22 protein-coding genes, 1 pseudogene and 1 riboswitch are annotated in these 26,019 nt (G+C 68.2%); of the genes and pseudogenes, 7 read left to right on the forward strand and 16 right to left on the reverse strand.

The window, feature by feature from the left end:
- Positions 1 to 14: 14 nt before the first annotated feature.
- Positions 15 to 1,118: an amidohydrolase family protein gene (locus ACSC1Q_RS06560; protein ID WP_436757738.1), complete on the reverse strand. Its 1,104-nt coding sequence runs from the start codon at positions 1,116 to 1,118 to the stop codon at positions 15 to 17.
- Positions 1,119 to 1,204: 86 nt separating this feature from the next.
- On the opposite strand from ACSC1Q_RS06560, the gene ACSC1Q_RS06565 reads away from it, so the two are divergent.
- Positions 1,205 to 1,837 carry a TetR/AcrR family transcriptional regulator gene (locus ACSC1Q_RS06565; RefSeq protein ID WP_436757739.1) on the forward strand — a complete coding sequence of 211 codons (633 nt, stop codon included), beginning with the start codon at positions 1,205 to 1,207 and terminating at the stop codon, positions 1,835 to 1,837.
- A gap of 130 nt (positions 1,838 to 1,967) precedes the next feature.
- Here the strand turns inward: ACSC1Q_RS06565 and ACSC1Q_RS06570 are convergent, their stop codons facing one another.
- The 5 genes from ACSC1Q_RS06570 to ACSC1Q_RS06590 form a co-directional block, all read right to left on the reverse strand.
- Positions 1,968 to 3,242 (reverse strand): cytochrome P450, encoded by a 1,275-nt coding sequence (locus ACSC1Q_RS06570; protein ID WP_436757740.1) that lies wholly within the window; start codon positions 3,240 to 3,242, stop codon positions 1,968 to 1,970.
- Complete coding sequence (locus ACSC1Q_RS06575) at positions 3,229 to 3,444, reverse strand: ferredoxin (protein WP_436757741.1); 216 nt, start codon at positions 3,442 to 3,444, stop codon at positions 3,229 to 3,231. Before ACSC1Q_RS06575 ends, ACSC1Q_RS06570 begins: the two co-directional genes overlap by 14 nt.
- On the reverse strand, positions 3,441 to 4,061 hold the full coding sequence (locus ACSC1Q_RS06580; protein WP_436757742.1) for a TetR family transcriptional regulator: 621 nt from the start codon (positions 4,059 to 4,061) through the stop codon (positions 3,441 to 3,443). Before ACSC1Q_RS06580 ends, ACSC1Q_RS06575 begins: the two co-directional genes overlap by 4 nt.
- Positions 4,062 to 4,485: 424 nt before the next feature.
- Entirely contained in the window at positions 4,486 to 5,532 is a 1,047-nt protein-coding gene (locus ACSC1Q_RS06585; protein WP_436757743.1) for a hypothetical protein, read from the reverse strand.
- A 299-nt stretch (positions 5,533 to 5,831) separates the two neighbouring features.
- On the reverse strand, positions 5,832 to 6,776 hold the full coding sequence (locus tag ACSC1Q_RS06590) for an acyltransferase domain-containing protein (protein WP_436757744.1): 945 nt from the start codon (positions 6,774 to 6,776) through the stop codon (positions 5,832 to 5,834).
- 187 nt (positions 6,777 to 6,963) lie between these two features.
- Here ACSC1Q_RS06590 and ACSC1Q_RS06595 point away from each other — a divergent pair, with 187 nt between their 5' ends.
- Entirely contained in the window at positions 6,964 to 10,164 is a 3,201-nt protein-coding gene (locus tag ACSC1Q_RS06595) for a hypothetical protein (RefSeq protein WP_436757745.1), read from the forward strand.
- A gap of 153 nt (positions 10,165 to 10,317) precedes the next feature.
- Here ACSC1Q_RS06595 and ACSC1Q_RS06600 read toward each other — a convergent pair whose 3' ends face one another.
- From ACSC1Q_RS06600 to ACSC1Q_RS06610, 3 genes are all read right to left on the reverse strand, one after another.
- Positions 10,318 to 13,173 (reverse strand): hypothetical protein, encoded by a 2,856-nt coding sequence (locus ACSC1Q_RS06600; protein WP_436757746.1) that lies wholly within the window; start codon positions 13,171 to 13,173, stop codon positions 10,318 to 10,320.
- A 150-nt stretch (positions 13,174 to 13,323) separates the two neighbouring features.
- Positions 13,324 to 13,995, reverse strand: coding sequence for a nucleotidyltransferase domain-containing protein (locus ACSC1Q_RS06605; protein WP_436757747.1), 672 nt, complete (start codon positions 13,993 to 13,995; stop codon positions 13,324 to 13,326).
- Between the two features lie 106 nt (positions 13,996 to 14,101).
- A complete protein-coding gene (locus tag ACSC1Q_RS06610; protein ID WP_436757748.1) occupies positions 14,102 to 14,959 on the reverse strand; it encodes a hypothetical protein in 858 nt (285 codons plus the stop codon).
- Between the two features lie 949 nt (positions 14,960 to 15,908).
- On the opposite strand from ACSC1Q_RS06610, the gene ACSC1Q_RS06615 reads away from it, so the two are divergent.
- Positions 15,909 to 16,598, forward strand: a complete 690-nt coding sequence (locus ACSC1Q_RS06615; protein WP_436757749.1) for a type 1 glutamine amidotransferase domain-containing protein — start codon at positions 15,909 to 15,911, stop codon at positions 16,596 to 16,598.
- Between the two features lie 208 nt (positions 16,599 to 16,806).
- Here ACSC1Q_RS06615 and ACSC1Q_RS06620 read toward each other — a convergent pair whose 3' ends face one another.
- Positions 16,807 to 17,364 (reverse strand): DUF1697 domain-containing protein, encoded by a 558-nt coding sequence (locus ACSC1Q_RS06620; RefSeq protein ID WP_436757750.1) that lies wholly within the window; start codon positions 17,362 to 17,364, stop codon positions 16,807 to 16,809.
- A 113-nt stretch (positions 17,365 to 17,477) separates the two neighbouring features.
- Between ACSC1Q_RS06620 and ACSC1Q_RS06625 the strand changes: the two are divergent.
- Positions 17,478 to 17,684, forward strand: a pseudogene (locus tag ACSC1Q_RS06625) (helix-turn-helix domain-containing protein); the annotation flags it as partial.
- A 260-nt stretch (positions 17,685 to 17,944) separates the two neighbouring features.
- Here ACSC1Q_RS06625 and ACSC1Q_RS06630 read toward each other — a convergent pair.
- From ACSC1Q_RS06630 to ACSC1Q_RS06650, 5 genes are all read right to left on the reverse strand, one after another.
- A complete protein-coding gene (locus tag ACSC1Q_RS06630; protein ID WP_436757751.1) occupies positions 17,945 to 19,867 on the reverse strand; it encodes a hypothetical protein in 1,923 nt (640 codons plus the stop codon).
- Between the two features lie 108 nt (positions 19,868 to 19,975).
- A complete protein-coding gene (locus ACSC1Q_RS06635; RefSeq protein ID WP_436757752.1) occupies positions 19,976 to 20,107 on the reverse strand; it encodes a hypothetical protein in 132 nt (43 codons plus the stop codon).
- Positions 20,091 to 20,417, reverse strand: a complete 327-nt coding sequence (locus ACSC1Q_RS06640) for a hypothetical protein (protein ID WP_436757753.1) — start codon at positions 20,415 to 20,417, stop codon at positions 20,091 to 20,093. Before ACSC1Q_RS06640 ends, ACSC1Q_RS06635 begins: the two co-directional genes overlap by 17 nt.
- A gap of 647 nt (positions 20,418 to 21,064) precedes the next feature.
- A complete protein-coding gene (locus ACSC1Q_RS06645) occupies positions 21,065 to 21,274 on the reverse strand; it encodes a hypothetical protein (RefSeq protein ID WP_436757754.1) in 210 nt (69 codons plus the stop codon).
- A 2-nt stretch (positions 21,275 to 21,276) separates the two neighbouring features.
- The gene (locus ACSC1Q_RS06650) at positions 21,277 to 21,699 is read right to left on the reverse strand and encodes a hypothetical protein (RefSeq protein WP_436757755.1); all 423 of its coding nucleotides are present in this window, start codon (positions 21,697 to 21,699) and stop codon (positions 21,277 to 21,279) included.
- Between the two features lie 141 nt (positions 21,700 to 21,840).
- Here ACSC1Q_RS06650 and ACSC1Q_RS06655 point away from each other — a divergent pair, with 141 nt between their 5' ends.
- Complete coding sequence (locus ACSC1Q_RS06655) at positions 21,841 to 22,986, forward strand: helix-turn-helix domain-containing protein (protein ID WP_436757756.1); 1,146 nt, start codon at positions 21,841 to 21,843, stop codon at positions 22,984 to 22,986.
- A 64-nt stretch (positions 22,987 to 23,050) separates the two neighbouring features.
- Here ACSC1Q_RS06655 and cutA read toward each other — a convergent pair whose 3' ends face one another.
- Positions 23,051 to 23,386 carry a divalent-cation tolerance protein CutA gene (gene cutA, locus ACSC1Q_RS06660; protein ID WP_436757757.1) on the reverse strand — a complete coding sequence of 112 codons (336 nt, stop codon included), beginning with the start codon at positions 23,384 to 23,386 and terminating at the stop codon, positions 23,051 to 23,053.
- A 227-nt stretch (positions 23,387 to 23,613) separates the two neighbouring features.
- A riboswitch (cobalamin riboswitch) is annotated at positions 23,614 to 23,826 on the forward strand.
- Positions 23,827 to 23,933: 107 nt separating this feature from the next.
- Between cutA and ACSC1Q_RS06665 the strand changes: the two genes are divergently transcribed.
- A complete protein-coding gene (locus ACSC1Q_RS06665) occupies positions 23,934 to 24,284 on the forward strand; it encodes a uroporphyrinogen decarboxylase/cobalamine-independent methonine synthase family protein (protein WP_436757758.1) in 351 nt (116 codons plus the stop codon).
- 456 nt (positions 24,285 to 24,740) lie between these two features.
- Entirely contained in the window at positions 24,741 to 25,415 is a 675-nt protein-coding gene (locus ACSC1Q_RS06670) for an HNH endonuclease (RefSeq protein ID WP_436757759.1), read from the forward strand.
- Positions 25,416 to 26,019 lie beyond the last annotated feature (604 nt).

Raw genomic sequence — 26,019 nt, forward strand, 5'->3', positions numbered from 1 at the left:
GGCCCGCGCGATCGTCACGTTCGGGCCGGACCGTGTTCGACGCCGCCGCACCAGACGCGGACGATGTCGCGGGTCGCGCGGATGTCCGTGACGGGGTCGCCGTCGACGAGGACCAGATCGGCGCGCAGCCCGGGGGCGATCGCCCCCCGGTCGGTGAGGCCGAAGTGACGTGCCGGCAGCGCGGTGGCGGCCCGCAGGGCCTCGGCGGGGCTGAGGCCCGCGGCCACCAGCAGTCGCAGCTCGTGGTGCATGCTCTCGCCGTGCGGTGGGTGGAAGGGGACGCCGGGCGTGGAGTTGGCGTCGGTACCGGCCAGGATGGGCACCCCGGCCCGGTGCAGCAGCGCGACGCTGCGCAGCGGGCCGGCGAACATCCCGGCCATGCCGAGGGCCGTCATGGCGCCCTCCACCATGGCGAGCGTGGGGACGACGACGCGACCGTCGGCCGCCGCCCGGGCCACCTGGACGGCGTCCAGCGGCGGTCCGGCCGGTACGTGGGTGATGACGTCGGCGCCGGCGTCCAGGGCCATCAGGTAGGCGCCGGCCGACGCGGCGTGGGCGACGACCTGCCTGCCCTCCGCGTGTGCCGCGCTCACCAGGGCGCGGGCCGTCGCCTCGTCGGGACCGCCCGCGCCCGGGGCCTCAAGGACGATCTTGATGTAGTCGGAGCCCTCCGCGAGGCGGGCGGCGACGTATTCCTTGGCCCGGTCGGGATCGCGCACGATCGCGTCGTCGGGCCTGCCCGGGATGTTCACGTGCGGCCCGCCCGGACCGATGGCGGGTATGCCGGCGCTGCGGACGTCCGCCAGCCCGGGCAGGCCGCGCAGCGAGGCGAGCAGCTCCGGAGGCCAGGTGCCCATGTCGAGAGCGGTCGTGACGCCGTACCCGGCGAGCTGTTCGAGAGACTCCCGGCCGTGCAGGTGAACGTGGGCGTCGATCAGGCCGGGCAGCAGGGCGGCCCCGCCCGCGTCGATCGTGCGGGCACCGGCCGGGTCGGTGCCGATCGCGGTGCCGATCACCGGGCCGTCGATGACCACGGTGCGCGGTTCCGACAGCCGCCTGCCGTCGAAGACGCGGGCGTTGGTCAGGACGGTCTTCGGCTCGCGGGATGTCTCGCTCATGTGGCACCCATCATATAAGGAACAACTTTGTTCTCTAAGGGAGACTACATCGATCCGGGAGCCGCCGGGCCCGCTATACAGGAGTCATGAGCACGCCTTCCGCGGACACGGCCGCCGGCCCGGCGCCGAAGGGCAGGGCGACCCGGCGCCGGGGCGACGCGCTGACCCGCGCGATCTACCTCACGACCCTGACCGAGCTGGCCGAGACGAGCTTCGAGGAGCTCGGGTTCGACAGGATCGCCTCCCGGACCGGTACGGGCAAGGCCTCCCTCTACCGCCGCTGGGCCACGCCCGCCGAACTCGTCATGGACGCCCTGACCGATCCGGTCTCCGGTTTCGGCGAGCCCGCGAAGCCGGAGACCGGCGCGCTGCGCACCGATCTGCTGGTCCTGCTCCGCGGCCTCGCCCGGGCGCTCGACGAACCCCACGGCCGGGCCCTGCGCCCGCTGATGACCCAACGCTCCCGGCACCCGGAGCTGTACGAGCGCGTCCGCGCCCTGATCCTGCGGCCGCGTCAGGAACTCCTGCTGAGCCTGCTGCGGGCCGCGGCCGACCGGGGCGAGGTCCGCCCCGCCGCCGTCACCGATCGCGTCGCGGCCGTCGGGCCACGCCTGGTCGTGGCCGAACAGATGGACACCGGCGCGGTCTCCGCCGCGGACGTCGAAGCCATCGTCGACGAGGTGCTCATGCCGCTCATCTCCACCGCACCGGGCCGCTGAACGGCGGCCACGCGCGCCGTAGGACGTCGGCTCCCGGCGTACGTGCCCGGTCAGCCGATGCGGAGCGGGAGCAGGAGTGTGCGCGGCCGTCGGCCCACGGCGTACGTGAGCGGTCCCGCCCCGTGCCCGGTCAGCCGATGCGGAGCGGGAGGGTGCGTGGCCCGCGGACCTGGCCGGTCGCCCAGGTCACCGCCGCGGGGTCGTCGAGGCTGAAGGCCGGGTTCCGCTCCAGCCAGACCTCAAGGGCGACCCGCAGCTCCATGCGGGCCAGGTGCGAGCCCACGCAACGGTGGATGCCCAGGCCGAACGCGGCGTGCCGGTTGACCTCGCGGTCGATGACGACCTCGCCCGCCCGGTCGAACTGGGCCTCGTCGCGGTTGGCCGCGGGGAACGACAGCAGGATCCAGTCGTCGGCCTTCATGTCGACGCCGTTCCAGTGCATGTCCTCCTTGACCAGCCGCGCCATCGTGACCGGCGCGTAGGCCCGGAGGAACTCCTCCATGGCGGTCGGCAGCAGGGCGGGCTCGGCGACCAGGCGCTCGCGGTCGGCCGGGGTCTTGGCCAGGTGCCACAGCGACGCGCCGATCGCGCTCCACGTCGTGTCGATGCCGGCGATGAGCAGCAGCGCCATCGTGCCCGCGACGTGGAGCGACTCCAGCTTCCGGCCGTACAGCTCCGCGTTGATCAGGTAGGTCGTGAGGTCGTCCCGCGGGTTGTCGATGTGGTCGCGGATCTGCGCCAGCAGGTAGTCGAACAGCATCTCCATCCGGGGGATGCGCTCCTCGGGGGGCAGGTTGACGCCCTCCAGCGCGTTCTCGACGAACTCCCGGAACCGCGGCCCGTCCTCGGGCGGGAAGCCCAGCATGTCGGCGATGACGCGCGTCGGGATGTGCTGGGCGTAGTCGCGGGCGGCGTCGATGACGTCCTGCCCCTCCAGCGCGTCGAGGAGCGAGTGGCAGAACGCCCGCGTCGCGGGCTCCTGCCTGGCGACCGTCGTCTTGGTGAACATCGGCAGCAGCAGCTTGCGCGCGTCGTGGTGGAAGGGCGGGTCGGAGGAGATCGGCGGCGTGCCGCCCACCGGCGCCACCTCGGGCGGCGGCCGGAAGTTGCTCACGATGATCGACCGGGAGGAGAAGTGCTCGGTGTCGTAGGCGATGGCCGCGACGTCCTCGTAGCGGGTCGGCAGCCACGCGCCGCCGAACCGTTCGGTGTGCGCGATCGGGCAGCGCCGCCGCAGGTCGTCCTGGATCGGGTACGGGTCGGCGGCCCACTCCGGCTCGGTGTGGGAGAAGTCGGTGGCCCAGTCGGAGACCGGTCCGGTGACGACGGCGTTGCGCACGCCGTCGGGGCGGTCTCGCAGCCTCTCCTCGAACTCCTTGTGGCCGAAGCGGTCATCGACGGTCATGTCGCGCCTCCTGGAGGATCTCGATCGTTCTTTCCGGGCAGTTCGCCACGGCAAGGCGCGCCGTCTGCTCCTCGTCCGGTGGTACGACGCCGTCGCCGACGACATGCCCGTAGCCCTCGTCGTCCTCGCCGAACAGGCCGGGGGCGAGGTCGTAGCAGCGACCGTGTCCCTGGCATCGTTCGGAGTCGATCCTTACCTTCATCGTGGCGCTCCCCTCTGTGCGGTGCTGTCGGCAGGGGCCAGGGCGGCGACGACGCGGGTGAGCAACGCGGCCCACTCCTCGTCGTCGACCGTGTGCAGGTCGGAGGTGACGAGCGCGCTGCCCATCGCGAGCAGCAGGCAGAAGTGCGACAGCGCGTCCGGCGACAGCGCGCCGTCCAGCTCGCCGTCGTTCTGGGCGGCGCGGACGAGCCCGGCGAGCCAGTCGGCGCGCTCGCCGACGTAGTCGCGCATCGGCCGGGCGACGTCCTCGTCGCGGCGTGCCGCCACGAGCGCCTCGACGATGAGGGAGCCGTGGGCGTCGGGCCGTCGGCGCGGGAGCCCGCGGCCGACGACGGCCAGCAGCTCGGTGATCGGCCGGTCCGGGTCGGCGGCGAGCAGCTTGGCCAGCAGCAGCGGCCCGTGCGCGCGCAGCGCGACCACCAGCAACTCGGCCTTCGAGCCGAAGTGGGCGTACAGGGCGCCGTTGCTCACCCCCGCCGCCGAGGCGATGTCGGCCACGCGCGTGCCGTCGTAGCCGCGCAGGGCGAAGGCCTCGGCCGCCGCCCGCAGCAGCCGCTCCCGGGTCTCGGTGGCGGTGACACCCGCGATACGCCCCATAGGCCAATTAAAAGAACGTTCATTTGATATGTCAACAGTGGGGTTAGCCCCTGGTGAAGTCGTCCGGACTCACCGAACCTGACGGTTCGGCGCGGATCTTGACGGTTGACTTGATGGTGGGAGATCGAAGGCGACGGTTGGTCCGCGTCCTCGGCTCCTGGTTTCCTCCGCCTGATCGAGGTGCGGCCATCGCGGCACGATCATGTCCCTGCCCGGCCTGCCCGCACCTCGTGGCGCCACGTGGTCAGCCCGGAGTCCCGGCCCGTGGCGGCAGCCGGGTGCGAGCGGCATGCCGGCGGGGCCGTCGTGCCCGCGATTTCCGCTCCGGCTCGGCGGCGACTTCTGGCGACGGCGGCCAGGCACGGTTCGGGGCACCGCGGCCGGCTCGGCGGCCAGGCGTGTGTTTTGGGCCGCCGCAGCGGGCTCAGCGGCCGTGGGCCCAGATCAAACCGTTACGGCCGGAAGGTGCCGCGCCGACCGCCCAGATGGAACCGCTCCCCGGCTGGACGGCGAGGTCACGGACGAACGCCTTCCGGTTCGGCGGAGCCGGGAAGGCACCCGGCTCGACACCGTCGGTGCCGATGTGCAGGAACCGGCTGCCTCCGCCCTTGGCGTCGTAGACGACCCAGGCCCCGCCTCGGCCGTCGGGCTCCGCCTGGGCGCGCGGCTGGAGGCCCGGTTCGTCGCGGACCTCGAAGGTGAAGCCGCCCAGATAGCCCGACAGCAGCAAAGTCTCACCGCAGAAGGAGCGCCTCGCACCGCCGCACGGCCAGGCGACCCAGCCGACGGCCATCACCCGGCCGGTCTCACCGTCGACCGCGACATCCGTCAACTCCGAGATCTGGCCCGAGCGTGCGGACGGAATCGCGGGAAGCGCGACCGCGCGCCAGGCCGTGCCGGTCCAGCGGGCCAGGGCCGCCCTGCCCCGTACCGAGCCCGCCGCCCACTTGCCGTCGAGTCCCTTGACCACGATCGGTGTGTCGACCTTGCGCCACACCGACCCGTCCAGGCGCCGCAGCGTGGACCGCGCCTTCCACCCGGCGCCACCGGCCGCGGGGAACGTGTTCGAGTTCTCGACGACCCACAGGTTCTTGCCGATGGCGTACGCCCGATCCACCCGGCCATGGCGCCATCGCTTGACCTGCCAGCGCCTGCCGTCCCACCGGGCGTACCGCGACGCGCCGAACGCCCAGACCCTGGTGTCGGACGCCGACGCCAGCCGCTTCACCCGGAAGCCCGGCCCGGTGACCCGCTTGAAGGTGGTCCGGCCGCCCTTGAGCAGGAGCGACCCGGTGCCCCTCGTCCCGGCGACCCAGACCGCCCCGCCCGGCGTCACCGTCACCGCGTCGTAGGAGTCACGGGGGTGGTCGTGGACGACGCTCCACCGGCCGGGCGGCGCCACGGCGTGGGCGGTGGCCGGTCCGGTGGCGACGAGGAAGGCGAGGGCTGCGGCGGTGCCGCGAAACAACATTCCCATAAAGGTGAGACGCGCCTTTGGGGGGAAAAGTTGGCACGGCGGCGGGGCGGAAGGTGGCGAGATCCGGACCTGTCACCCGGCCGGCTCCGCTGGGCGCGAGGGGGACGGGTCGAAGTCCCGCTGGTCGAAGTCGGCCGCGCGGTCACATGCACCGTGAGATCAGCCGCCACCGCCGACTTCGACGACCCGTCCGGCGAGCGGTCACGCACACGTATTTGACGGTGAGCGGGTAGCAGCGCCGGTCGCTGTCGTCCTCGCTGACGCCGGACATGAGACAGGCGCCGGGGGTGTGGCTAGATCGGGAAGTGGCCGCGGCGCCAGTGCCAGTGGCGTCCGGCCTTCAGGTGGTCGACGATCGCGCGCTGGAGCACGGTGCGGCGCGGCAGCCGGTCGAGCGGCGTGGTCAGGGTGCGGAACACGAACCGCAGCACCTCGACGTCGGCGTCAAGCCCTTCCGGCTCCTCGTAGGGCTTCAGCTCGAACCTCCGCTGGAACCGGACGATGTTGGAGTCCTCGGGCAGGTACTCCTGCAACTGCGGGTCGAGCAGCCACGAACCGCAGGCGAACTCCGTGTAGTGCTCGTCGGGAAAGTGGCGCGGGAAGAACGCGCGGGCCTCGTCGAGCGACGCCGTGACCGCCTCCGGGGTCATCGGCCCCGACTCGGGGATGTGCAGGTCGATGGTGGCGCCGCCGCGGTGGTACTGCAGCCGGCCCAGCTCGTGGACGGCGCCGCGCGCGTGCAGCGTCAGCCAGCTCTGCATGACCGGCCACCCCTCACGGCGCATCCGCCGGTCGACCGCGAGGTTTCGGCCCAGGTCCGCGAGGGTCGTCCACGACACGGCGTCGGCTATGCCGTGGTCGCGGTGGTATTCCATGACGACGTCGACCAGGGCCAGGTACGCGTACACGTAGAGATGCCGCCAGGCGGGGCCCCGCTCGCGCGGCAGCTCCGGACCGGGCGGCAGCCAGACGTGGCCCCCGAGATCGGCGCGGACCAGGGCGATCGAGCGGTCGAGCAGCCAGCGCAGCTCCGGGGTCCACAGCGGGGAGCCGGGGTCGGGCCAGCCCGCCATGATCTCGGCGGCGTCGTCCGGCCGCACCGCGAGCCGGTCGAGGATCGCGGGCGCGTCGGCCTTGGCGGGCAGCGGGGCCGACGGCCGTTCGCCGGCGAGCCGGTGCACGCGGTCGACCTCTTCGGTGGGTACCCCGAGCCGGGCGGCGGTGGCGTCCAGATCCACGCGGACGATCCTACCCGCAGGCGGCGAGGGGGCAGCGGCTTGTTCCGCTTCAATGCGGCTCGCTCCGCCTCGGTGGCCGAGACCGCGCTCACGTTGGGTATCTCGCGTTGAGTATGGGGATACTCATGGCTTTTGCCGGGTTGTGACGGACGCTGAGGCAACTTTCCCGAATATGCCGAGGTGTCCCATGACCATCACGACGAGAAGACGGCGGTCGATCGCCCTCTCGTTCGCCGGAGTGTTGCTGGCCGCGCTGTTGCCGGTGCTGACCGCCCTGCCCGCCGCGGCCGCCACGACCATATCGGTGACGTTCAGCATCGACTACTTCCAGCGGTTCGAGATCCCCGACGACGGGATCGCCGAGGAAGGGGAGTTCCTGCCCGAGGTCAGGATCGGGGACGCCGCCGGGACCCAGCGCAGGGCGCCCGTGTCGGACGACGTGTTCCGGCCGAGCCAGGCTCACTTCGGCGACCAGAAGTGGGTGTTCACCCAGAACGTCACCTTGCAGGACGACCAGACGAGGATCCCGGTCCTCGTCCGCATCTGGGACGACGACGACACCGGCGGCCTCGGCGACGACAGGATGGACGTCTCGCCGGCCAACCGTGACGTCGAGCTCAACGTCGAGTACGACCTGGTCACCGGCGGCTGGTCGGGTGACGGGGTCGAGCCGGCCGCGCCGTGCGACAACGATCGCGAGCTGGGACAGACCTGCGCGAAGGGCGACGGCGACTCGAACTTCCCCGAGTTCGGTGACGGCAAGGAGGTCAGGATCGGCTTCAGCCTCGAACACTCGCCTCTCGTCGACCGGGACCAGGACGGCATCCCCGACCTGGTCGAGCGTTTCGGCGTCAAGGACGTGAACGGCGCGATGATCGCCGACCTCGCCCGGCTCGGCGCGGACCCCTGCCGCAGGTCGGTCGTCGTACAGCTCGACTACATGACCGGAGCCGCGAACGGCCACTCGCACCAGCCCAAGCAGGCCGCCGTCGACGAGGTCGTGAACGCCTACGACGCGGCGGATCTGCCGAACACGGCCGCGCAGTCCTGCCCCTACCCGGGCGTGCACAAGCCCAAGGGCATCGACTTCGTTCACGTGCCCGGCAGTCCGGTCACCGAGCAGCCGACCATGACCGAGGACGACGCCGCGTTCGCGACGGCGCGACAGGCCCACCTGCACCACCGGCTGCGCCCCTACGCCCACTACGCGATCCTCGCGCACGACCTGCAGAACGCCAGCCGGACCTCGGGCCGCTGCTGCTCCGACGTGAAGGACTTCGTCGTCACGCTCGGGTCCTGGCGGCTGCCTGGCGTGTCGGCCGGGGCGAACGGCGTTCTGGAGACGATCCCCGCCGGCGACGACGTGCTCGGCCGTGGCAGCGAGATCACCCCGGGCGCCGACGGAAACCTCGACTCCGTCCCGGCGGGCAACGACGTGATGACCGGCACGTCGATCTTCCCCGGGCCCGGCGGCGTCCTGGAGACGGTCCGCGCGGGTGACGACGTGGAACTCGACATGACCGTCGACGTGGGCCCCGACCGCGACACCGACACCACGGCGAACAACACGTTCCCCGCCGACGACGAGCAGCTCTACGACCTCGGGGCCGGTTCGGAGTACGCCCAGGTCGGGACGGTACGCGACCAGTCGGGCACGATCATGCACGAGCTGGGACACGCGCTGGGCCTGGAGCACGGCGGCGACGAGAAGACGAACAACAAGCCGAACTACCTCAGCGTGATGAACTACAACTTCGACCCCGGCGGCATCCCGATCGCGCCGCCCGCCCCCCGGCTCAGGGACAACATCGACATCACCGGCGCGCAGCGCCGCCTCGACTACTCCAACGTCTCGCTGCCTCCCCTGGACAAGACGGGCCTGGACGAGTCCAAGGGGATCGGCGACGGCACCGACTTCACGTTCTGGACGGACCCGACCGGCCGCTATCGCGTCGGCCGGGGCAACGGACCCCTCAACTGGAACTGGAACCTCACCCCGGCGGGAGCGCCGATCTTCGACGCCGTCACGGTGCCCGTCGACATCAACGCCGACGACGACGCGCCGGCCCCGCGCAAGACCACGCTGTTCGGTTTCCGCGACTGGAACAACCTCAAGTACCGCGCCGGCACCCTGTCCGACGGCACGGCGAACACCGACCACGGACACGAGATCGACTTCACCAGGGTCATGCGGCGGGAGACCGAGTTCTTCCGCTTCTACGATCCCGACCTCGCCGTCTCGAAAACCGTCGACCGGGCCGACGCCCTGCCCGGCGACACGCTCGCCTACCGCGTGAAGACGGACAACGTCGGCACCGGCGCCGCCACCTCGATCGCGCTGACCGACACCCTGCCCGACGGCACCACGGTGACCAGGACGACCCCGTACCTCGACGCGGCCAGGTCGGCGACCGAGACCTTCGACCACCGCGTCCCGTGCGACGTCGCCGACGGGACCGTCCTGACCAACACGGCGGCGGTGACCGCGAAGGACGCCGGCGGCGACCCCGAGGTGAACACGGCGAACAACACCGCGAGGGCCACGACCACCGTGCACGCCCCCAGGCTCACCCTGACCAGGGGCGCGCCGCGGACCGTCAACGCCGGTGAGGCCATGACGATCGACCTGACGGTGACCAACTCCGGCAGCGGCGCCGCCACCGGCGTGACCCTCACCGACACCCTCCCGGCCGAGGTCCACTACAACCAGGCCCTCGACAGGGGAACCGGTCCCAGACCCTCGTCCGTGACCGCCAATCCCAACGGCACGACCACGCTGAACTGGTCCCTCGGCACGCTCGACGGCGGCCAGAGCCGCGGGATCCAGTTCACCGCGCGGCCCGGCCTGCTCTTCGCCGGTGGCAGCACGATCTCCGGCACCGCCGTCACCACGTACCGGAACGCGAACGGGTGCGTCTACACCCCGGTGAGCGCCACGGCCTCCACCCAGATCACCGAGGTCACCCCGACCAGGAACCCCTGGCCGCAGCTCACCTGGCAGTTGCACGGCGACCGGCAGAGCGCCGAACTCCTGGCCCGCGTCCAGGCGACCGACACCCGCTTCGACGGGGCCGACGGCTCGGCCCCCGACGGCGTCCTCACCCGTGCCGAGGTGAGGGACGTCTTCGGCCTCTCGCTCAGCCAGTCGCAGCTCCTGCGGGCCCAGCTGCTGACGACCTACCTCAACCTCGCCGACCGGCGCGTCAACGCCGCCACGAGGATCGTCTCGCTGGTGGCGGCCAGGCTGGACCTCCGCTCCGTGGGCCAGGCCGTACGCCACGCGCACACGACCCTCAAGCTCCCCGACAACCTCGCCAACCTGCTCAGGTACGGGGAGGCGAAGACCCTGCTGACCGAGATCAACCTCAACCTCAGCGAACGCTACTGACCCCTGACCCCGGCATTCCGATCGCCCGGTGCCCGTCCAGATCTCCTGGACGGGCACCGGGCGACGTTCCGCGGCAGGCGTTCCGAAGCGAGCGCTCTACGGCGGGCGTTTACCGTGGGCGTCCGGCGGGCCGGGTCCGGGGCTTCGCCGCCGTCAGCGGCCGAGGGCCCGGTCGACGAGCTCGCGCAGCCGCTTCGCCTCCTCGGAGTCGCCGATCTGGCCGAGCTTCAGCTTTCCGGCGATGGGCGTGAACCACCAGGCGGGGAGGACCACCGCCGCGCGGCCCAGTGCCGCGAGGGTGGCGGGGGTGTCGTCGAGGGCCCTTCCCTGCACCAGCGAGAACAGCTCGCCGGCGAGGTAGCGCTGGGTCTCGATCGTGACGCGGCCCGCCGGCCTCGCGAAGAACTCGACGAGCAGCGGCACCACGCTGCCCTTGGGCCGCACGTTCTGGACCGCGAACGCGCAGTACGAGGCCACGATGCTGTTCCGGTACCGCGCGATGCCGGCGTCCTCGGTGTTCGTGACGCGGGCCAGCGCCTCCAGGTGCTCGTGCACCGTCCCGAGCGCGAGCGCGGCGAGATCGACCCGCGTCTTGTCCGGCTCCTTCGCGCCCGGGGGCGTGCTGGCCGCCAGGTGGCCGAACGCGTAGAAGCACTCGACCATCGTCTCCTTCGACTCGTGGCCGGGGTTGATGCGCACGTACGGCCCCGGGATGCCGCCGACGTACGACGTCCGCAGGAACGAGAAGCTGTCGCGCCGATCGATCGTGACGAGGTTCTTGAACAGGTCGTCGACCTTGCCGGTGGGCGTCCCGCGCAGAAGCAACGGGATGCCGTCCACGTACGAGGACCCCTGCCTGCGGTCCGACCGGTCGATCGGCCAGCAGAACTCGTCCACGAACTTGGCGTTCCCGGCGGCGCTGCGTATCAGCGTCAGCTCGTCGCGATGACCGTGCCTGAGCATGTGGATCACGAGCTGCGCCTCGTCGTGCCGGGCGAGATCGAGGTCGAGGTCCTGCAGCAGCGCCTCGGCCCGCGCGAACGCGGACGCGAGGTTGCCCTTCATCGACAGCATCGTGAGATCACCGGCGGCCACCTTGCCGGTGCCGAACGAGGCGTACTTCTGGAAGCTCTTGCACAGGAAGACCTCCAGCCTGCCGTCGGCGACGGCGTCCTTCAGGCCGGAGAGCACGACGTCGAGCTGGGTCTGGCCGCCGGGCGACTTGGGCGCGACCTCGATGGTGGTGTCGAGTATCAGCGCGAACGGCGCGTCACCCGTCTTGTGCGTCTCCAGGCCCTTCAGCACGTCGACCACGAGTTTGGCCGCCGACGGCGCGTCGAAGGGCGTGCTCGGGTTCAGCGCCGCGATCAGGACGTCCTCGCTCGGCGTCGCCGTCTCGCCCTTCTTGAGCTTGCCGAGCAGCAGCCCGGTCTCGAAGTAGTCGATCTCCTCGGTGGGACGCGAGACCTGGTCGTGGCCCCGCGACGACAGCGCGATCCACAGTGCCGTCCCGAGCGAGTCCATGCCGCTCGACATGAGGTGGCTGTCGAGCTGGATCCGCGTGTCGACCAGCGGCGCGATGCTCGGCGCCCGCTCCAGCAGGACCTGCCGCATCGTCTCCCGGTAGTCGGTCCACGTGTAGTTCTTGGCCGTGGCGACCACGATGCCGATCTCGTCCATCATGAGGTCGGCCGCGCGCATCGCCACCGACGGGTTCTCCTCGTTCTCCACGACGATGTCGAGGAGCCGGCTCAGCGAGCCCAGGGCGTTGGCGGTCAGCGCGTCGAAGCGATCCGGGCCGAGCTCGTCGGTGAGGCCCAGCACGAGGTGCTCGACCATGGCGCACACCGGCGCCAGCCCGCCCTTCCCTCGCGCGATCTCCTGCAGGCGGGAGAACGGGCTGCAGGTGACGAGCTCCACGAGGTCGGCCCGCGTGTCGACCGTGAAGTCCGTCGGGGGCGGGTTCTTGCCCGTGTCCATGAGCTCGTAGAGCTGGTATGCCGACGGCGTCGCGCCGAGCTCCTCCAGGATGACGTCCCACGCGATGCCGGTGTGCTTGTCGGTGCCGCTCAGCACGCTGATGCCCGACGTCCCGGCGAGCGGCGTGATCTTGAGCCCGGACAGCACCTCCGGGCCCACCATCATCCCGAGCTTGCGCAACACGCGCGGGCTGTTGACCAGGAGGTCGCCCGGCCCCGGCTTCCCGCTCACCCGCAGCTTGTTCAGGAAGTCCTTCAGGGTGTCGCGGAAGTTCGTGCGCCAGTAGGTGGCCGCGAGCTGGTTCTGGGCCGACAGGCCGCCCTTGTCGAGGCGCTGGGTCCTCGCCGCGCGGAAGCCGATCTGCTCGACGATGTGCTCCTGCGTCGTGTCCGCCACCTTCGGCCCGAGCTCGGCGCGGCGCTCCTTCGAGTACGCCGCCTTGCCGCCGATGGAGTTGACGAGCTCCAGCGCCTCCAGGAGGTGGCCCACCGACGAGGCGTCGCGCACGTCGTCGGTGCGCCGCTCCAGCTCGACCAGGTCGACGGTGACCTTGCCCGCCGCGGCGAGGTCGAGCGCCTCGAACTTCTGCCGGTCGCGGCCGTGAGGGGTCGTCGCGGGGACTTCCTGGAGCTTCTTCGGCGGCAGGAGGTCGAGGCTGTGGAGCACGTCCCCGCTCTGTGGCACCGGCTGCTCCTTCGGCGTCTCCAGCGTCGAGTGGGCGAGACGGACCGCGGCGGTCGCCTTCAGGAAGCCGCGGGCGACGTCGCCGCTGAGCCGGGACGCGACGAGCCGGGACATCGCGCTGCGCTCGCGCGCCGAGCGCTTGGCCAGCGTCTCGGCGATGAGCCGCATGGACGCGAGCGCGTCGATCAGGCTCATGTCCTCTTCCAGCGCCTTCGCCACCGCCCCGGTGGTGGTCGCGTCGGGCTTCGCGACGAACGCCTGCCAGCCCTTCGGCAGCGCCACGGGAGTGGTGGCCTGCGATTTCCGCTGGGTGCCGGTGGTGGAGGCCGAATCGGAGTGCGACATTGTGATCCTTCTTCTTCCGGGAAAGGTGGAAGCGATCTACCGGGGAAAGGTGGAAACGATTCGCGTCCCACCGCGCTGCCTTTGCGTGTGGATTCCCGCGGAACTCCCGAAGCCTCCACCCCGGTAATCAAGAAGGAATTGCAGGACGATTTACATGCCCTTTTTGTCGCGAATATCCGTGCCTGCCGGGCGGACCGTCCGGGAGGACATCCGAACGCGGCGGGCATGGGCGTCAGCCGAACCGGTTCCACCGGACCCGGGGTCGGTGCCGGCCGCCCCGTACCGCGCGAGTGCCACGGAGAAGTCCGCCTCCCACAGGCCGCCCACGAGCGCGGCGCCCAGCGCCGCAGGGTAGACGCGGGTACGTTCCCGCAGGTCGGCGAGCTCTCCGGTGGGATCGGCCAGCACCCGGCACAGGGCCACCTCGCCGGCGTAGGCGTGGGAGTAGAAGCCCAGCGGATGCCCCGCCTGGACTCCGACCTCGTAGTTGCCCTCCCGGCAGCCGGCCCAGACCCGGTGGACGCGGTTCAGGTCACGGTAGATCCAGTCGACCCGCCGGCCGTCGACGGTGAGCCAGCCGCCGCCGTCGACCCAGGGGCCCCAGCCACCCGGCTCGGTCAGCTCGGTCGGCTCCCCGGTCTCCCGCGCGGCCAGCGCCCGCAGCGCCGTGACGTCCAGGCCGCCCCGGTAGTACAGCCCCAGATCTATGTCCGAGTCCGGGCGGTGCGTGCCACGGGCCCGGCTGCCGCCGAGCGCCACCGCGACCACCCCGGGGACCTGTGCCAGCCGCCGCGCGAGCGCCTCCAGCGCCGTGTCGTCCATGGAGCCGTATTCGATCACACAGCGGAAGGGCCCCTCCACCGGAATCGGCGGAGGGGCCCTGGGGCGACGGGATCAGCCCGGGAGGACCGGAAGGATCACCGGAGGGTCAGCCCGGGGGGAAGTTGCCGTTCTTGGCGACCGGCAGGGCGATCTGGCTGGCGCCGCTGAGAACGGCCTGCTCGATCGGGAGACCGGCGAGGACGGGGTTGATGTGCCGCAGGGTGAGCGAGACCGCGGGCAGGGCCGGGGTGGAGAGGTCGAACTTCTCCAGGTCGATCCACCGGACGACCTTGAGCACCTCGTCCGGGATGACGTCACCGGCCTTCTGCACCGGGACGCACAGCTGGCGGGCGTTGAGGACCACCGCGCCGTGCGTGGGGATGATCGGGGTCAGGACGGGGTTGAGCTGGCGCAGGGACAGCTGCTGGTTCAGCGGGGTGTTGGGGGTGATGCCGTAGCACTTGAGGTCGATGTGCCGGATGAGCGACAGCACCTCGGCGGGTGGGTTCACGTTGTTCTTGATGACCGGCACGCACAGCTGCTGCGGGGTGTTCAGGGAGACCTGCGTGCGCGGCAGGCTCTGGAACAGCGGGTTGAGGTGGCTGAGCACGAGGCCCGTGGTCACAGTGGTGCCGGAGATCCTGTAGCAGGCCAGGTCGATGAACCTGATGAAGTTGAGGGCGGACGAGGGCGGAATCTGGTTGTTCTTGGCGACCGGGACGCACAGCTGCTCGCGCTGGCCGAGGAGGACGGTCTCGACCGGCAGGTTGGCGAGCACCGGGTTGATGTGCCGCAGCGTGAGCGTGGCGGCGGGCGGCTGGTACGGGCTGGTCTTGAAGCATTCGAGGTCGAGGAAAGCGGTCAGATCCTTCGGTGTCGGCAGCGCGAGGGCGCTGGCGGGCGGCACGCACAGGAACGCCACGGAGAGCATCGCGACGACGGCGGACGTGAGGCGCCGGATCATCGTTTTTCTACGTCCGCGAATTCCGGTTACGGATCGGTCCATTGTGGCTCCAAAGGCTGGGGGGTGGGCCTTCTCCACGCAGAGTGTGTGCCGCCACGGCCGGACTTTCAATACGGTCGTTCACCTTTTTGTCACACTCAAAATTCGGGCCGACGGGCCGGGGAATTATCATCGGGCATAAAAGCCGTGCCGGTTCGCCGGCAACCGAAATGCGACGGCTTTATCGAGGAGCTGTCAAGCCGACGGCGCAGGTCGTTGGAAAGGCGCCCCGAACACTGCCGGAGGGTTTCGTCACCCCAGGTCGGATCCATGACCGCCGGCTCGCCTTCCGGCGAGCCGGCGGACCCGGGAACGTCGGCGCCCGGTCGAGCGACGTGGCCCGCCATCTCGTGGCCGGGAATGCGAGGGAAACCGGCCGTCGAGGAGCCGGTGGTCGCTGCGACACATTCCCGTGACCCCGACCGCGATGAGAACCTCGTCCGGACCCCGTTCGAGAATGGAAACTCTTCGATTCGCAATGGTCGCCGGTATCCGTATATTCGGGCTGCGCGCATTCTCGTGACACCTCCTCGCCCCTGCCGATCCCCGGTCCGCTCACCGCCGTCACGTAAAGGTGATCCCGGTGAGCGGGGGACTTGTCGGCGGTGACCGAACCGGTTCCGCTCACGGGTCCGCGCTGACGCGCGCCCGGCACGACTGTGGCGGCGCGCGACGAGTCGATCGACTCGATCGACGACGCCACGTCGTTTCCCGACCGCCCCCCGGCAACCGCGGTGGGCTGTCGGAGATCTTCCGTCCCGGTGGGTGAAAGGGCGCTTCCCCGCCGTGGGGACGGGCTCCGTTTTCTGGCCGGTGTTCGTCAAGTGCACATCTCGCGTGTTTGGGCATGAGCGACAAGGTGATGCACTCCACTGACGCTGAAGTACGGGAACGAGACGAGGAGCGGGCCTTGAGGGTTTTGATCGTGCTGACCTCGCATGACGAGCTGGGTGACACCGGGCGCAAGACCGGGTTCTGGCTGGAGGAGCTTGCCGCGCCGTACTACCGCTTCAAGGACGCCGGGTGGGAGATCACGCTGGCCTCGCCGAAAGGCGGGCGGGCGCCGTTGGACCCGAAGAGCAATGAGGAGCAGTTCAAGACCGACCAGACCCGCCGGTTCGAGGCCGATGCCGATGCCGAGGCCCAGCTGGAAGGGACGGTGCGGCTGGACACGGTGTCCGCCGACGACTTCGACACGGTCTTCTACCCGGGCGGGCACGGCCCGTTGTGGGACCTGGCCGAGGATGAGGCGTCGATCAGGCTGATCGAGCGGATGGCCGCCTCGGGCAAGCCGTTGGCTCTGGTGTGCCACGCGCCGGGCGTGTTGCGCCATGCCAAGAGGCCGGACGGTCGCGCGCTGGTGGCGGGGCGGAGGGTGACCGGCTTCACCGACAGCGAGGAAGAGGCCATGGGCCTGACGAAAGTGGTGCCCTTCCTGGTGGAGGACGAGCTGGTGGCCAAGGGCGCCGACTTCTCCAAGGCGGGCGACTTCGAGTCGTACGTGGTGACCGACGGGCCGCTCGTCACCGGGCAGAACCCGGCCTCCTCCGGAACGGCCGCGGCCGAGCTGATCGCCCTGGTCGGCAAGAGCGGAGCCTGACACGGTCCGGTGCTGCGCCGCGCCACCCCGGGAACGGTCGCCGAGGTGCTCGGCCTGACCCATCACGCCACGGTGTGCGTCTCCTCACGCCACGACGTGTATCCCCTCACGCCACGGCGCGCACCGAGCTCGCCCGCGTTCTCATCGACATCGCCCGTGACCACGGCTTCACCGAGGTCCGACCCGGCCGCACCACTCACAGCGATAGTCAGGCGGGCTGGATCTGGGTCAGCTCCACCAGCTTGGTGACGGTGTTCCAGTTGCGGGTGGTGGCGACGACGCCGTTGGGAGGCGATTTCATCAGGGCTTCCGCGAGCTTGGAGCGGCCCAGGCCGTCCGGGACGTAGAGGTAGAGCGCACGGTCGCCGAGCCGGAACTCGTCGGGAAGGTGCCTCGCCGCGTCGATGGAGGCCAGGTGCGACGCGGTGACCGGCTCGGAGAAGTACGTGACGTGCAGCTGCCTGCCTTCGAGCGAAGCCGCGGGGAACGGGCAGCCGTCGGCCACCGCCTTCAGATACGCGTGATCACGCACCAGGACGTCGACGCCGAAGCCGAACCGCTTCTCGATGGCACGCTCCAGCTCCGCCGCGAGCGCCTTCTCGTCGCCCTGTGCACTGGTGAAGACGGCATTGCCGCTCTGCAGATAGGTGCGTACGTCGCCGTGGCCGAGCTCGGTGAGCAGCGCCCGCAACTCGGCCATCGGGACCTTCTTGTGGCCGCTCACGTTGATGCCCCGGAGAAGCGCCGCGTACGCCTTCGTCGTCACCCCCACACATTACTGACGATCAGACTTGATGGTGCTGGTCAGGAGGGGTGTACGAGCTGGGACACCGACAGCGGCCGACCAAGATCCGATGCTCTTCCCCGGGAGCCTCTCGCATGCCGTCCCATCCGTCGTCGATCTCGCTGTCCACCCGCAGCCTCGATCACCTGGCCGGGCCGATCCACGTTCGCCGACCGGCGCCGCGGTCGCGGTGGCGTCGCCTTCCCGCTGGTCGGCAGGCGCTGCGGGCGTTGGCGCGCCTACGTAACGGCGACACTCCCGCCCGGCCAGCACCCGGGTTCGGCATCGGCGCCACGACCGCATGTTTCCCCGTCAGCCTTTCGTACGTAGCGCTGTACGGCCCGGGCTCAGATCGCGCCGGCTCCTGGTAGAGGGTGACGGCTTCCTGGACAGGGGGCCTCTCTGGTCAGACTGTCGACGCAACTTCGGTTGACGATGATTCGAACTGACCGAAGACTCGAAATGAGGGATCGCGTGAATTCGGAGCGCGGGCCGCGCCCCTGGGTGCGGTCTGAGGTCCCAGGGGCGCGGCCGCGTCAGTTCGAACGCGACCTTCCCGTGCCTACTTCTTCGGCACGTACAGCCGGATGTTGTCGATGCGGGCCTGGCCCTCACCGACGTTCGTGTACGGCTCACCGATGACGAAGTAGTCGGGGTAGGCCGAGCCGGCCGGCCACTGGTTGTCCCACGTCTTGGAGCCGAACGCGCCCTGCGCGGTGTGCGACGTGTTGAACTGGCCGCCGTACTCCTCGGCGTCCACGTTGTAGTGGAAGATCGGGACGTTCGCCCCGATCACGCCGGCGTCGTCGTCGATGAAGCCCCGGGTGAACCGGTAGGTCTGCTTGCCGACGTTCTTGAAGACGCCGCTCACCTCTAGCGTGTAACCCGCCTCGGTGCGCTCGATGGCGAACGCGTAGTCCTTGTGGGGCATCAGCTCGGGCCGCAGCTCCACGGCCGACTTCTGCACGCCGGAGACCGGCCGGCGGTCGCAGCTCGTCACGAACGTCTGCGACTGACCGAGCGAACCCGTGAAGTAGAGCATGTTCACCGTGGTGCGGTTGCTCGTGTCCCAGGGGTACTTCTCGCCGGTCAGCGAGTTGCAGACGTCGTAGCCGTTCGTGTTCCGGGACGGGGCCGGGCTGAACTGGTCCATGAGCACCTTGCGGTGCCAGTGGTACATCGCCAGGTTCCGGGGCATCGCCGGGAAGTCCAGGATCGACATGAAGTGGAACGCGTTGTACGCCTCGTTGCTGTCCTCCCGCACGGAGCGGGTGGCGCAGGGGTCGGCCGGGTCGATGTCGTTCGGGTCGCCGACCCAGGGGTAGAACGTCTTGCACTCCCCGAGGGTGTACCCGTTGTACTTGCCGTCGTAGAACAGCGAGCCGTTACGCAAGCCGCCGAAGTCGAGCGTCTTGAGGTCGTACTCGATGCGGTAGTACTTCGGCAGCGGCTCGGTGTTGCGGATGATCGCGCCACCTGTGTAGTGAGGCACGGCGATCTTGGCGACGGCGCCTGCGGTCTCCAGCTTCTCCGTCTTGATCGACGGACGTTCGGCGGCGTCGGTGTAGCTGTCGTCGACCCGCCCGCCGCTCTCGCGCGTGGAGAGGGACGCCGTGAGCCAGCCGTCCTTGCCGAACTCGGTCTCCTGCCGGTAGGTCCGCATGGTCGCCATCGCCGCGTCGAACTTCGGACCGAGCTGAAGGCGGTAGAGGTCGCCGTTGTCGTCGTTGAAGTCGTCGACCGGCTCGCTGTAGTCGTCGAGCACCCACGGGCTCGCCTCGGTGCGGATCTTCTTCTCGAACGGCTCGTCGTACTTGAGCCGCCAGCGGATGGGGGTGGGTTCCGGCTCGGGATCGGCGGCCGCGCACGGCGGGGTCACGCCGTCGTCGTCCTGAATGATCGTCAACTTCACGTTGTTGAAGGTCACCCCGGTCGTGCCCGCCTCGACGCGGAAGTCGGCGCCGCCGTTCTCGCGGTTGGCGAACCGGGCGTCCATCAGCTCGAAGCCCGCCGTCTTCCACGTGTTCGACCCGGTGCGGTTCACCGAACCCGTCCCGGCGTACGCGCTGCTGGTCGAGTCGTACTGGACGCGGAACGTGGCCCCGCCCTCGTCGAAGTACTCGACCTGCAGGCACGCGACGAAGGCGCCATCGAAGGCGACCGCGTCGTCGACCTGGAAGTACATGTGCTGCGCCGGTGCCGAGGTCTGCACGGTCTTGCGCGCGCTCCGCCCGCCGACCGTCACGGGTGCGGTCGTGCCGTCACCCTGCTCGATCTGGCGGAGACCGTTCTCCTCGTTGACCTCGCCCAAGATGATCGAGGCGCTGGGCCCGTCCGCGGCGGACGGCGTCGCGGTGGCCGACATCGCGGTGGCCGACATCGCGGTGGTCGGTGTCGCGGCGAGGAGCAGAGATGCCCCCAGGGTGACCACGCCCAGGGCCGCCACGGCCGAGCGACGTCTGCGATTGCGAGTTGTTGCTTTCATTGCGCTTCCTTCTTCATTGAGCAAGGCGTCCGTTCGTGCCGCTCCGGGCCTCGGGGCCGCGCGTGAGGCGCGACCCCCGTCACGGGTGCCGATGTGCGCTGGTTGGGTTCACTCGTCGGTCACGCTCGCGCGCGGCAACTCCTTCCCGCCACCATCGGTGAGCACGAGCGTCGCGGTCGCACCGGACTCGACGGGTGCCGGGAGTTCGCGCGAGACGTACGCGTCACCTGTGAGTCGCACTCGTCAGCGTGCTTCCGGTCGAGCCGTCGACCAGGGCGGCCGTCACGTCCTGGCCGACGAGGGTTGTGAAGCTGTGCCGGCGGACGCCACCGTCCCCAGCGGCTCGAACGCCTTGGTCGTACTCGACGATTTCCTCGTCGTCGGCATTTCTGTCGTCGCCATTCGAATAACTCGAATCCTCTTCGATTTGGTACTGACCACAGCCTTGATAAATGCGAGACCCTTTGTCAAGGGTTTCGATTCGTGAACTTTCCTGGCTGATCGACGGATTCCCAACCGGGAATTCGAGCATGTCGAATCGACGGTTCATCTCGACACCGGCGTGGGCCGTCGACGGTCGCGGCCACGGTGATGGGCACCGCGGCAACCGGTTACGCCGCTTGTCGCGAGGGGAGACAGACCCCCGCCGCACGTCGAGCGCGAGCCCGGTCACCGGCGGGCGGCGTTCGAAGGCCGTCAGGCGCGCGCTTGCTCGTGCCGACCCTGAGGTTCACCCGGTGGACCTGGCCACCGGCTGCGTTGTCAATGGCCGGTCGCCAAGCGAATCAGAACAATTCGAGGAGAGCCTCGCATTAATTGTGAAAAGGCCTCCAGATCGCTGCGGAGCGGGATTTTCCCGATCTCGTCCGTGTGGCAACGGCGAACTTCAGCTGTCCTTCACGAACCGCCCTCATAGGCGTTCGTGTTGACGTGCGCCGGCCTCGATTCAACCCAGCGCGGACGGCCGGACCCCGCCGCCCGCCGCACCGGCCCGCCCGCCGTACCGAACACCGCGCCGACCGTGAACGCACTGCCGCCCGCTCCGCTCGTGTTCATCAGGAACGCTCGAATGGTGGGAGTGACACCTCTGCCGTCCCGCTTCCGACGCGCGGGCCTGGCGGCCCTGTGCTTCGGGTCGGGTTGCCGCCGGATGACATGGTTACCAACAGCGAGAGCGACCTACCTTCGCCTTCGCTATCAGGTGTCCCCGGCCTGTCGTAGCCGGTCCAACGCGTCATTGACCAGGCGACCGAGGTTTCCCAGTTCGTACACCATCCGGTGATGCTCGTTGTCCTCCCAAGCCCTGATGGCCGCCCCGAGGTCGCCCGACCTCCCCGCAGTGATGACGATCTCTTGGCCGTTGACGCGCTTCGTGGCCGCATCGCCCAGGATGACCCAGCCGTACACGGTCACATCCCACGAGCGGCCAGGATCAGGTCAACCACCTTTCCCGGCTGTTCCTGTCCGACAGCCTGAAGATCAGGGCCGTTGCGGATGGACACCAGGTAGCACCCCGAGCGTGACTCCATGGTCACCGTGACATCGCGCCGGCCTTGGGGCCCGATCACCGCGAGTTCCGGCGGGTGTCGCTTCACCCACGTCCGGGAGTCAGGTCGGTTCGGCCAGGTGGGGAGGTCCACATGGTTGCCGTAGAGTCCGAGGCTGATCGTGTTGTGGCGGTGGGCACGAATGCCGTGCTCGGTGAGAAGTCGGTGCACGACGGCCAGAGCCCTGTCCTGGCTTTCCGCTGTGGCGTCGGTGATCACCTCGCCGCACTCGTCGCCACCCTGACTTTCGCTCTGCCTCTCTGTTTCGCCTTGCGTCACTCTCATAACACCCGCCTTTCCTCTCACAGGTGCGCGCTCTTTGGGGCCCTCATGGTTCCGACCCGTTTCTGAGAGCACCGGCAAGGGCATCGCTTACAGCGATAGGAGTGCTAGGGGAAAGATCGCTCACAGCGATACGCTCACTCGGTGGATGTGCGGACTTTCCCAGATGCCCTTAAAGCGATCATGGAGCAGCGAGGGTGGACCCAGACCGATCTCGCCCGTGAGCTAGGTGTTTCTCAGGCATGGGTCTCCGAGGTGTCCCGAGGTCAGAAGGACACCGGCATGGCGAAGGCCATCAACCTGCTGGCGCGCGTGGGCTGGGAAATACGCATATCGCCCAAAGTGGAGGAGTCCGTGGAACGCAGGGAATTTCTGGCAGCCGCCGCATCCGTTATCTTCGTTCCTTCTACCAGTGCGAATCCCTATCAAGACCCCAACTATGTGAACACGTTGGCTACGTCACTTGCTCGCAGCCGCTATGAACTTGGCGGAATTCCCCTCATGTCGCGTGCGTCAAGTCACATGCAGCACGTTGACAGAGTATTGAAAGACGTCAGCGAGCAGCCCCTGCAAAAAGCGGTTTCTGAACTCATGTATCAGGTCACCCTCGTTCTGTATGACGCAGGCAAGCTTGCCCAGGCCGACCGGACCGGTGGAATCGCGCTTGACCTCGCACTCCGAGCCCAGGACTTCAAGAGCCAGGCCCGCGCGTACGACAGCCTGAGCCGGGTCAGTCTCTACCGAGGTGATCACGCCCGAGGAGTCACCTACGCCCAGCGAGGACTACTGGTCCCGGACATCACCAGCAGCCAGCAGGCATCTTTGAACATGCGCCTTGGGCGCTCCCTTGCGCTCATACCGGAGCAGAAAGCAGCGTCCCGGAACGCGCTTGATCGCGCGCTCAACGTCGGAGGGCTTTCCCCCTTCGGAGAGGCCGCCTTGGCGGGTGACGTCGGCATAGGGCTGAGCCACCTTCGCGAGTACGGGGAAGCCGGAACACTGCTGAACGAAGCGGCCAGCACGATCGGGCAATGGTCACCGCTTTTCCGAGCACAGTACCTGGGACGGCAGATACAAACGGCGCTGAGGGCTTCCGACCTGTCTTTCGCAGCCGATCGGATGAACGAACTGGCGCGAGCGCTCCCGTTCGTCGCTTCGGCGAGAGTCAACAAACGGGTTCACGAAATACTCCGAGCGTCCCTCAAATGGAACGCCACCCCGGAGGTACGGCAGGCGCGCGAACACCTGCAATCCATGATTTCCCCTGAAGCGTCATCACCCGCCGTATGACATCGGGTCTCATGGCGTGCCCGTTCTTTCGGAATCCTGCGGACAGTGGTGATGGGTTGCAGATTCAGTCCTGTCCAGGAGGGGGCGCCGTCTTCTTGCTCAGCCATTCCAAGTAAGGGGTCGAACCACCGTCGATCGATGTGAAGGTCACCTCGGGATTGTTCCACGGATGCTCGGATATCAAATGTGATTCCAGGTCCGGGTAGCGCTCCACGGTCGTCCTCAGGAAGATCTGCCACTCTTCCCCTTCGCCCGTTTTCCCCTCATGCCAGAAAACAGACTGTGCAGGTCCGAGGACTTGGCCCGATGCTGCCAATTTCGCACGGATGGCAGATCTGAGAAGATTCATCGCCGCATCACGGCTGTCCGCTGTGGTGGAAACCTGAAGGTAGCCAGTCATGCGGTCAAGCCTAGATCAACTCCCCCGGATCCGGTACGGAAGAGCGAAGACGGCTTCCGGGTGCCTGGAACGCATCTTTATGAAGTCCCTCCACTTCACGATGAGCCCGTTCTTTGGCGGCCTTGCGGACAGTGGTGATGCGTTGCCGTGCCGGCTCAGTTGTCAGTGGCCGCTTCCGGCGTAGCGCTGCTCGGCCAGGGGGAGCGTGATCTCTTCGGCAGGCGGGTTATGCTCGTGGCGCGGTTGGTTCTCCCGGGGCCGTGGTGGTGCCGGGAGTCGTAAGAGGGAACCCGGTGTGATTCCGGGACTGCCCCGCAGCGGTGAGTGGGAACGAACGCCGTCATTGGCACTGGGTGTGTGTGCATCTGGGAAGCGACGGTCAGTAGGAAGTGTGTAGGACGCCCGCGAGTCCGAAGACCTGCCAGTCGCTCGTGCGCCGTCCGGTGTGCGGTGATCCGTGGCCTCGTGGGAGGGCCTGGGATGCGTCTTTCGCATGTCCTCGCTCGTGGCTGTGGGTCGGCATGGCATGAGCCGAGGGAAGGACGCCATGAGCAAGGTCACCACGACCGTTTTGGGGTACCCGCGTATCGGGGGCCGTCGCGAGTTGAAGCGGGCGACGGAGGATTACTGGGCCGGGCGCACGGACGCCGCCGGTCTGAGAGAGACGGCCGCTGGTTTGCGGCTAGGGGTGTGGCGGGAGTTGTCGGGGGCGGGGTTGGATGGGGTGCCGTCCAACACGTTCTCGTTGTATGACCAGGTGTTGGACGCGATCGCGTTGGTGGGTGCGGTGCCCGAGCGGTTTTCCGGGGTCGCGGACCCGTACTTCGCGATGGCCCGCGGCGCCGAGGGGGTCGCGCCGCTGGAGATGACCAAGTGGTTCGACACCAACTACCACTAGTTCAGTCGCAAAGGCAACTATTCACGGGGGAGCGGTCGGCGTAGCAGCTCATTGAGCGATCGATGCTCTGAGCTGCCGGGACGTCTGGGCAACCGGCCATGTAGGTCCCTGAGTTACATGATCGAGATCGCGTTGGCGGGTCGATCCGCGAGGACTTTCATTACAGGGTCAAGGCAGTCCGCCTGCGGCGGCCTGCGCGCGTCGGGCGGTCGCTGGCCGCGCTGCGGCTCTTCGGCCGGTCGCGACCAGCGCCACCCACGCGCTATCCCGCTTGGTAGCCGGACAGCTAAAGCTCAAGGACCTGCCCGCGTTTAGTCATTTAGTAAGTCCGATTTGCGGTTAGAGTACGGACCTTAATCTCCTACCTCATGGCAGCCTCACCCAAAGCTGTTCCGCCGACCTCACCTGGTTAGCGTTGCCTCCTTTGCTGTCGGTGTGCATCGTTAGCATGCGGTTATGAGCACGAAGCGACCTGCTATACCCCGTGATCTACGACGACGCGTCCTCATCGAGGCTGGCCATCGCTGCGCAATCCCGACCTGCCGTGCCACGCCGGTAGAGATCGCACATATCATCCCGTGGGCAAAAGCAAGAAAGCATGAATTCAAAAACTTAATCGCCCTATGTCCAAACTGCCACACACGATTCGACGACCCAAATAACCCTCTCGATCGCAAGGCTATGCGGCAATACAAGGCCAACCTTAACCCGCTTTTGTTTAATTTTGGAGGGAGATCTGATCAGATCGCGCTGGCCTCTTCCTATCAGGAGTTCAGGGCAAACTTCGCTGCTTGGGTTTTTTCCACACAAGCGCTCGGCGCCGCGAAGGCGAAAGCGAATTCCTCCGCCGAAAAAATCGCAGAGCTCAGAAGAGAATCAATCGAACGATTTGCGGACGCCATGGTTTCGTCTATAAGTTTTAAGTTAGTCTGGGAAAATACCAAGGTGCCCGAAATTGCCGGAACGATCATATGTCATGTCGCCGATTGGTCTGATGAAATCTTTGAAAGCCCTTGTCCTTCTTTCGTAGAACTGACTGAACGTGATATTTCGGAGGAACTTTCTGAAATTTCATCGGAGCTGCATCTTTCTGTTTGTGAGGAGATTGGCATTTTGGATGCCGAATTCTGATGCTAAATGAATGGATTTCAATGTTCTCGGTATCTCTCGGATTCTCTGAGACGATCATCTGATTGTCACTGGCGGCTTCAGGTAGAACTAAGGCGTCAGCGCTTCGCGCCGTTGCACGGCGGGGCACGCCCACCCGCGCCGGACGGACATCGGGGCCGGGCATGCGGCCTGGAGGCCGGTCCCGTCCCGCGCCCGCCCGGCGCGGGTGGCCGGACCCCGCCGCCCGCCACACCAGCCTGCCCGCCGTACCGAATGTGCTCGCCGACCGTCAACGCGCTATCACCAGCCACTTACCGCTGCAGCAAACAGCTGGGATATTCGGCACAACCGAAGGTTCACTGCATTTTCCTCGACAACAGCCAGTATTACAGGCTCATCGAACTGTGAGTTTGCCTTTAAATCCTCATTTCCCCTATGAGGGGCCGTAAGCACGAAGGCCGTGACGATCGCTCACTTCGAATATCACCGCGCTCAGTCGGGCGATCGGCTGCCGCGTCCCTCCTTCGTCGGGACTTGCCATCGAATGACTATGGCAACGCAAGCGATGCAAGCATTTTTCTATGCCGTATCGTCAGCTCTGTAATCCGAAGGTACTGTGTGTTTC

It is taken from the genome of Streptosporangium heterodermiicola, assembly GCF_051390675.1.
Classification (GTDB): Bacteria; Actinomycetota; Actinomycetes; order Streptosporangiales; family Streptosporangiaceae; genus Streptosporangium.

What these genes read in the sequence shown, in the direction of transcription:
- ACSC1Q_RS06560 (WP_436757738.1), bottom strand. Translation starts at nt 1,118, where the DNA reads ATGAGCGAGACATCCCGCGAGCCGAAGACCGTCCTGACCAACGCCCGC.
- ACSC1Q_RS06565 (WP_436757739.1), top strand. Translation starts at nt 1,205, where the DNA reads ATGAGCACGCCTTCCGCGGACACGGCCGCCGGCCCGGCGCCGAAGGGC.
- ACSC1Q_RS06570 (WP_436757740.1), bottom strand. Translation starts at nt 3,242, where the DNA reads ATGACCGTCGATGACCGCTTCGGCCACAAGGAGTTCGAGGAGAGGCTG.
- ACSC1Q_RS06575 (WP_436757741.1), bottom strand. Translation starts at nt 3,444, where the DNA reads ATGAAGGTAAGGATCGACTCCGAACGATGCCAGGGACACGGTCGCTGC.
- ACSC1Q_RS06580 (WP_436757742.1), bottom strand. Translation starts at nt 4,061, where the DNA reads ATGGGGCGTATCGCGGGTGTCACCGCCACCGAGACCCGGGAGCGGCTG.
- ACSC1Q_RS06585 (WP_436757743.1), bottom strand. Translation starts at nt 5,532, where the DNA reads ATGTTGTTTCGCGGCACCGCCGCAGCCCTCGCCTTCCTCGTCGCCACC.
- ACSC1Q_RS06595 (WP_436757745.1), top strand. Translation starts at nt 6,964, where the DNA reads ATGACCATCACGACGAGAAGACGGCGGTCGATCGCCCTCTCGTTCGCC.
- ACSC1Q_RS06600 (WP_436757746.1), bottom strand. Translation starts at nt 13,173, where the DNA reads ATGTCGCACTCCGATTCGGCCTCCACCACCGGCACCCAGCGGAAATCG.
- ACSC1Q_RS06605 (WP_436757747.1), bottom strand. Translation starts at nt 13,995, where the DNA reads ATGGACGACACGGCGCTGGAGGCGCTCGCGCGGCGGCTGGCACAGGTC.
- ACSC1Q_RS06610 (WP_436757748.1), bottom strand. Translation starts at nt 14,959, where the DNA reads ATGATCCGGCGCCTCACGTCCGCCGTCGTCGCGATGCTCTCCGTGGCG.
- ACSC1Q_RS06630 (WP_436757751.1), bottom strand. Translation starts at nt 19,867, where the DNA reads ATGAAAGCAACAACTCGCAATCGCAGACGTCGCTCGGCCGTGGCGGCC.
- ACSC1Q_RS06640 (WP_436757753.1), bottom strand. Translation starts at nt 20,417, where the DNA reads ATGAACCGTCGATTCGACATGCTCGAATTCCCGGTTGGGAATCCGTCG.
- ACSC1Q_RS06650 (WP_436757755.1), bottom strand. Translation starts at nt 21,699, where the DNA reads ATGAGAGTGACGCAAGGCGAAACAGAGAGGCAGAGCGAAAGTCAGGGT.
- cutA (WP_436757757.1), bottom strand. Translation starts at nt 23,386, where the DNA reads ATGACTGGCTACCTTCAGGTTTCCACCACAGCGGACAGCCGTGATGCG.
- ACSC1Q_RS06665 (WP_436757758.1), top strand. Translation starts at nt 23,934, where the DNA reads ATGAGCAAGGTCACCACGACCGTTTTGGGGTACCCGCGTATCGGGGGC.
- ACSC1Q_RS06670 (WP_436757759.1), top strand. Translation starts at nt 24,741, where the DNA reads ATGAGCACGAAGCGACCTGCTATACCCCGTGATCTACGACGACGCGTC.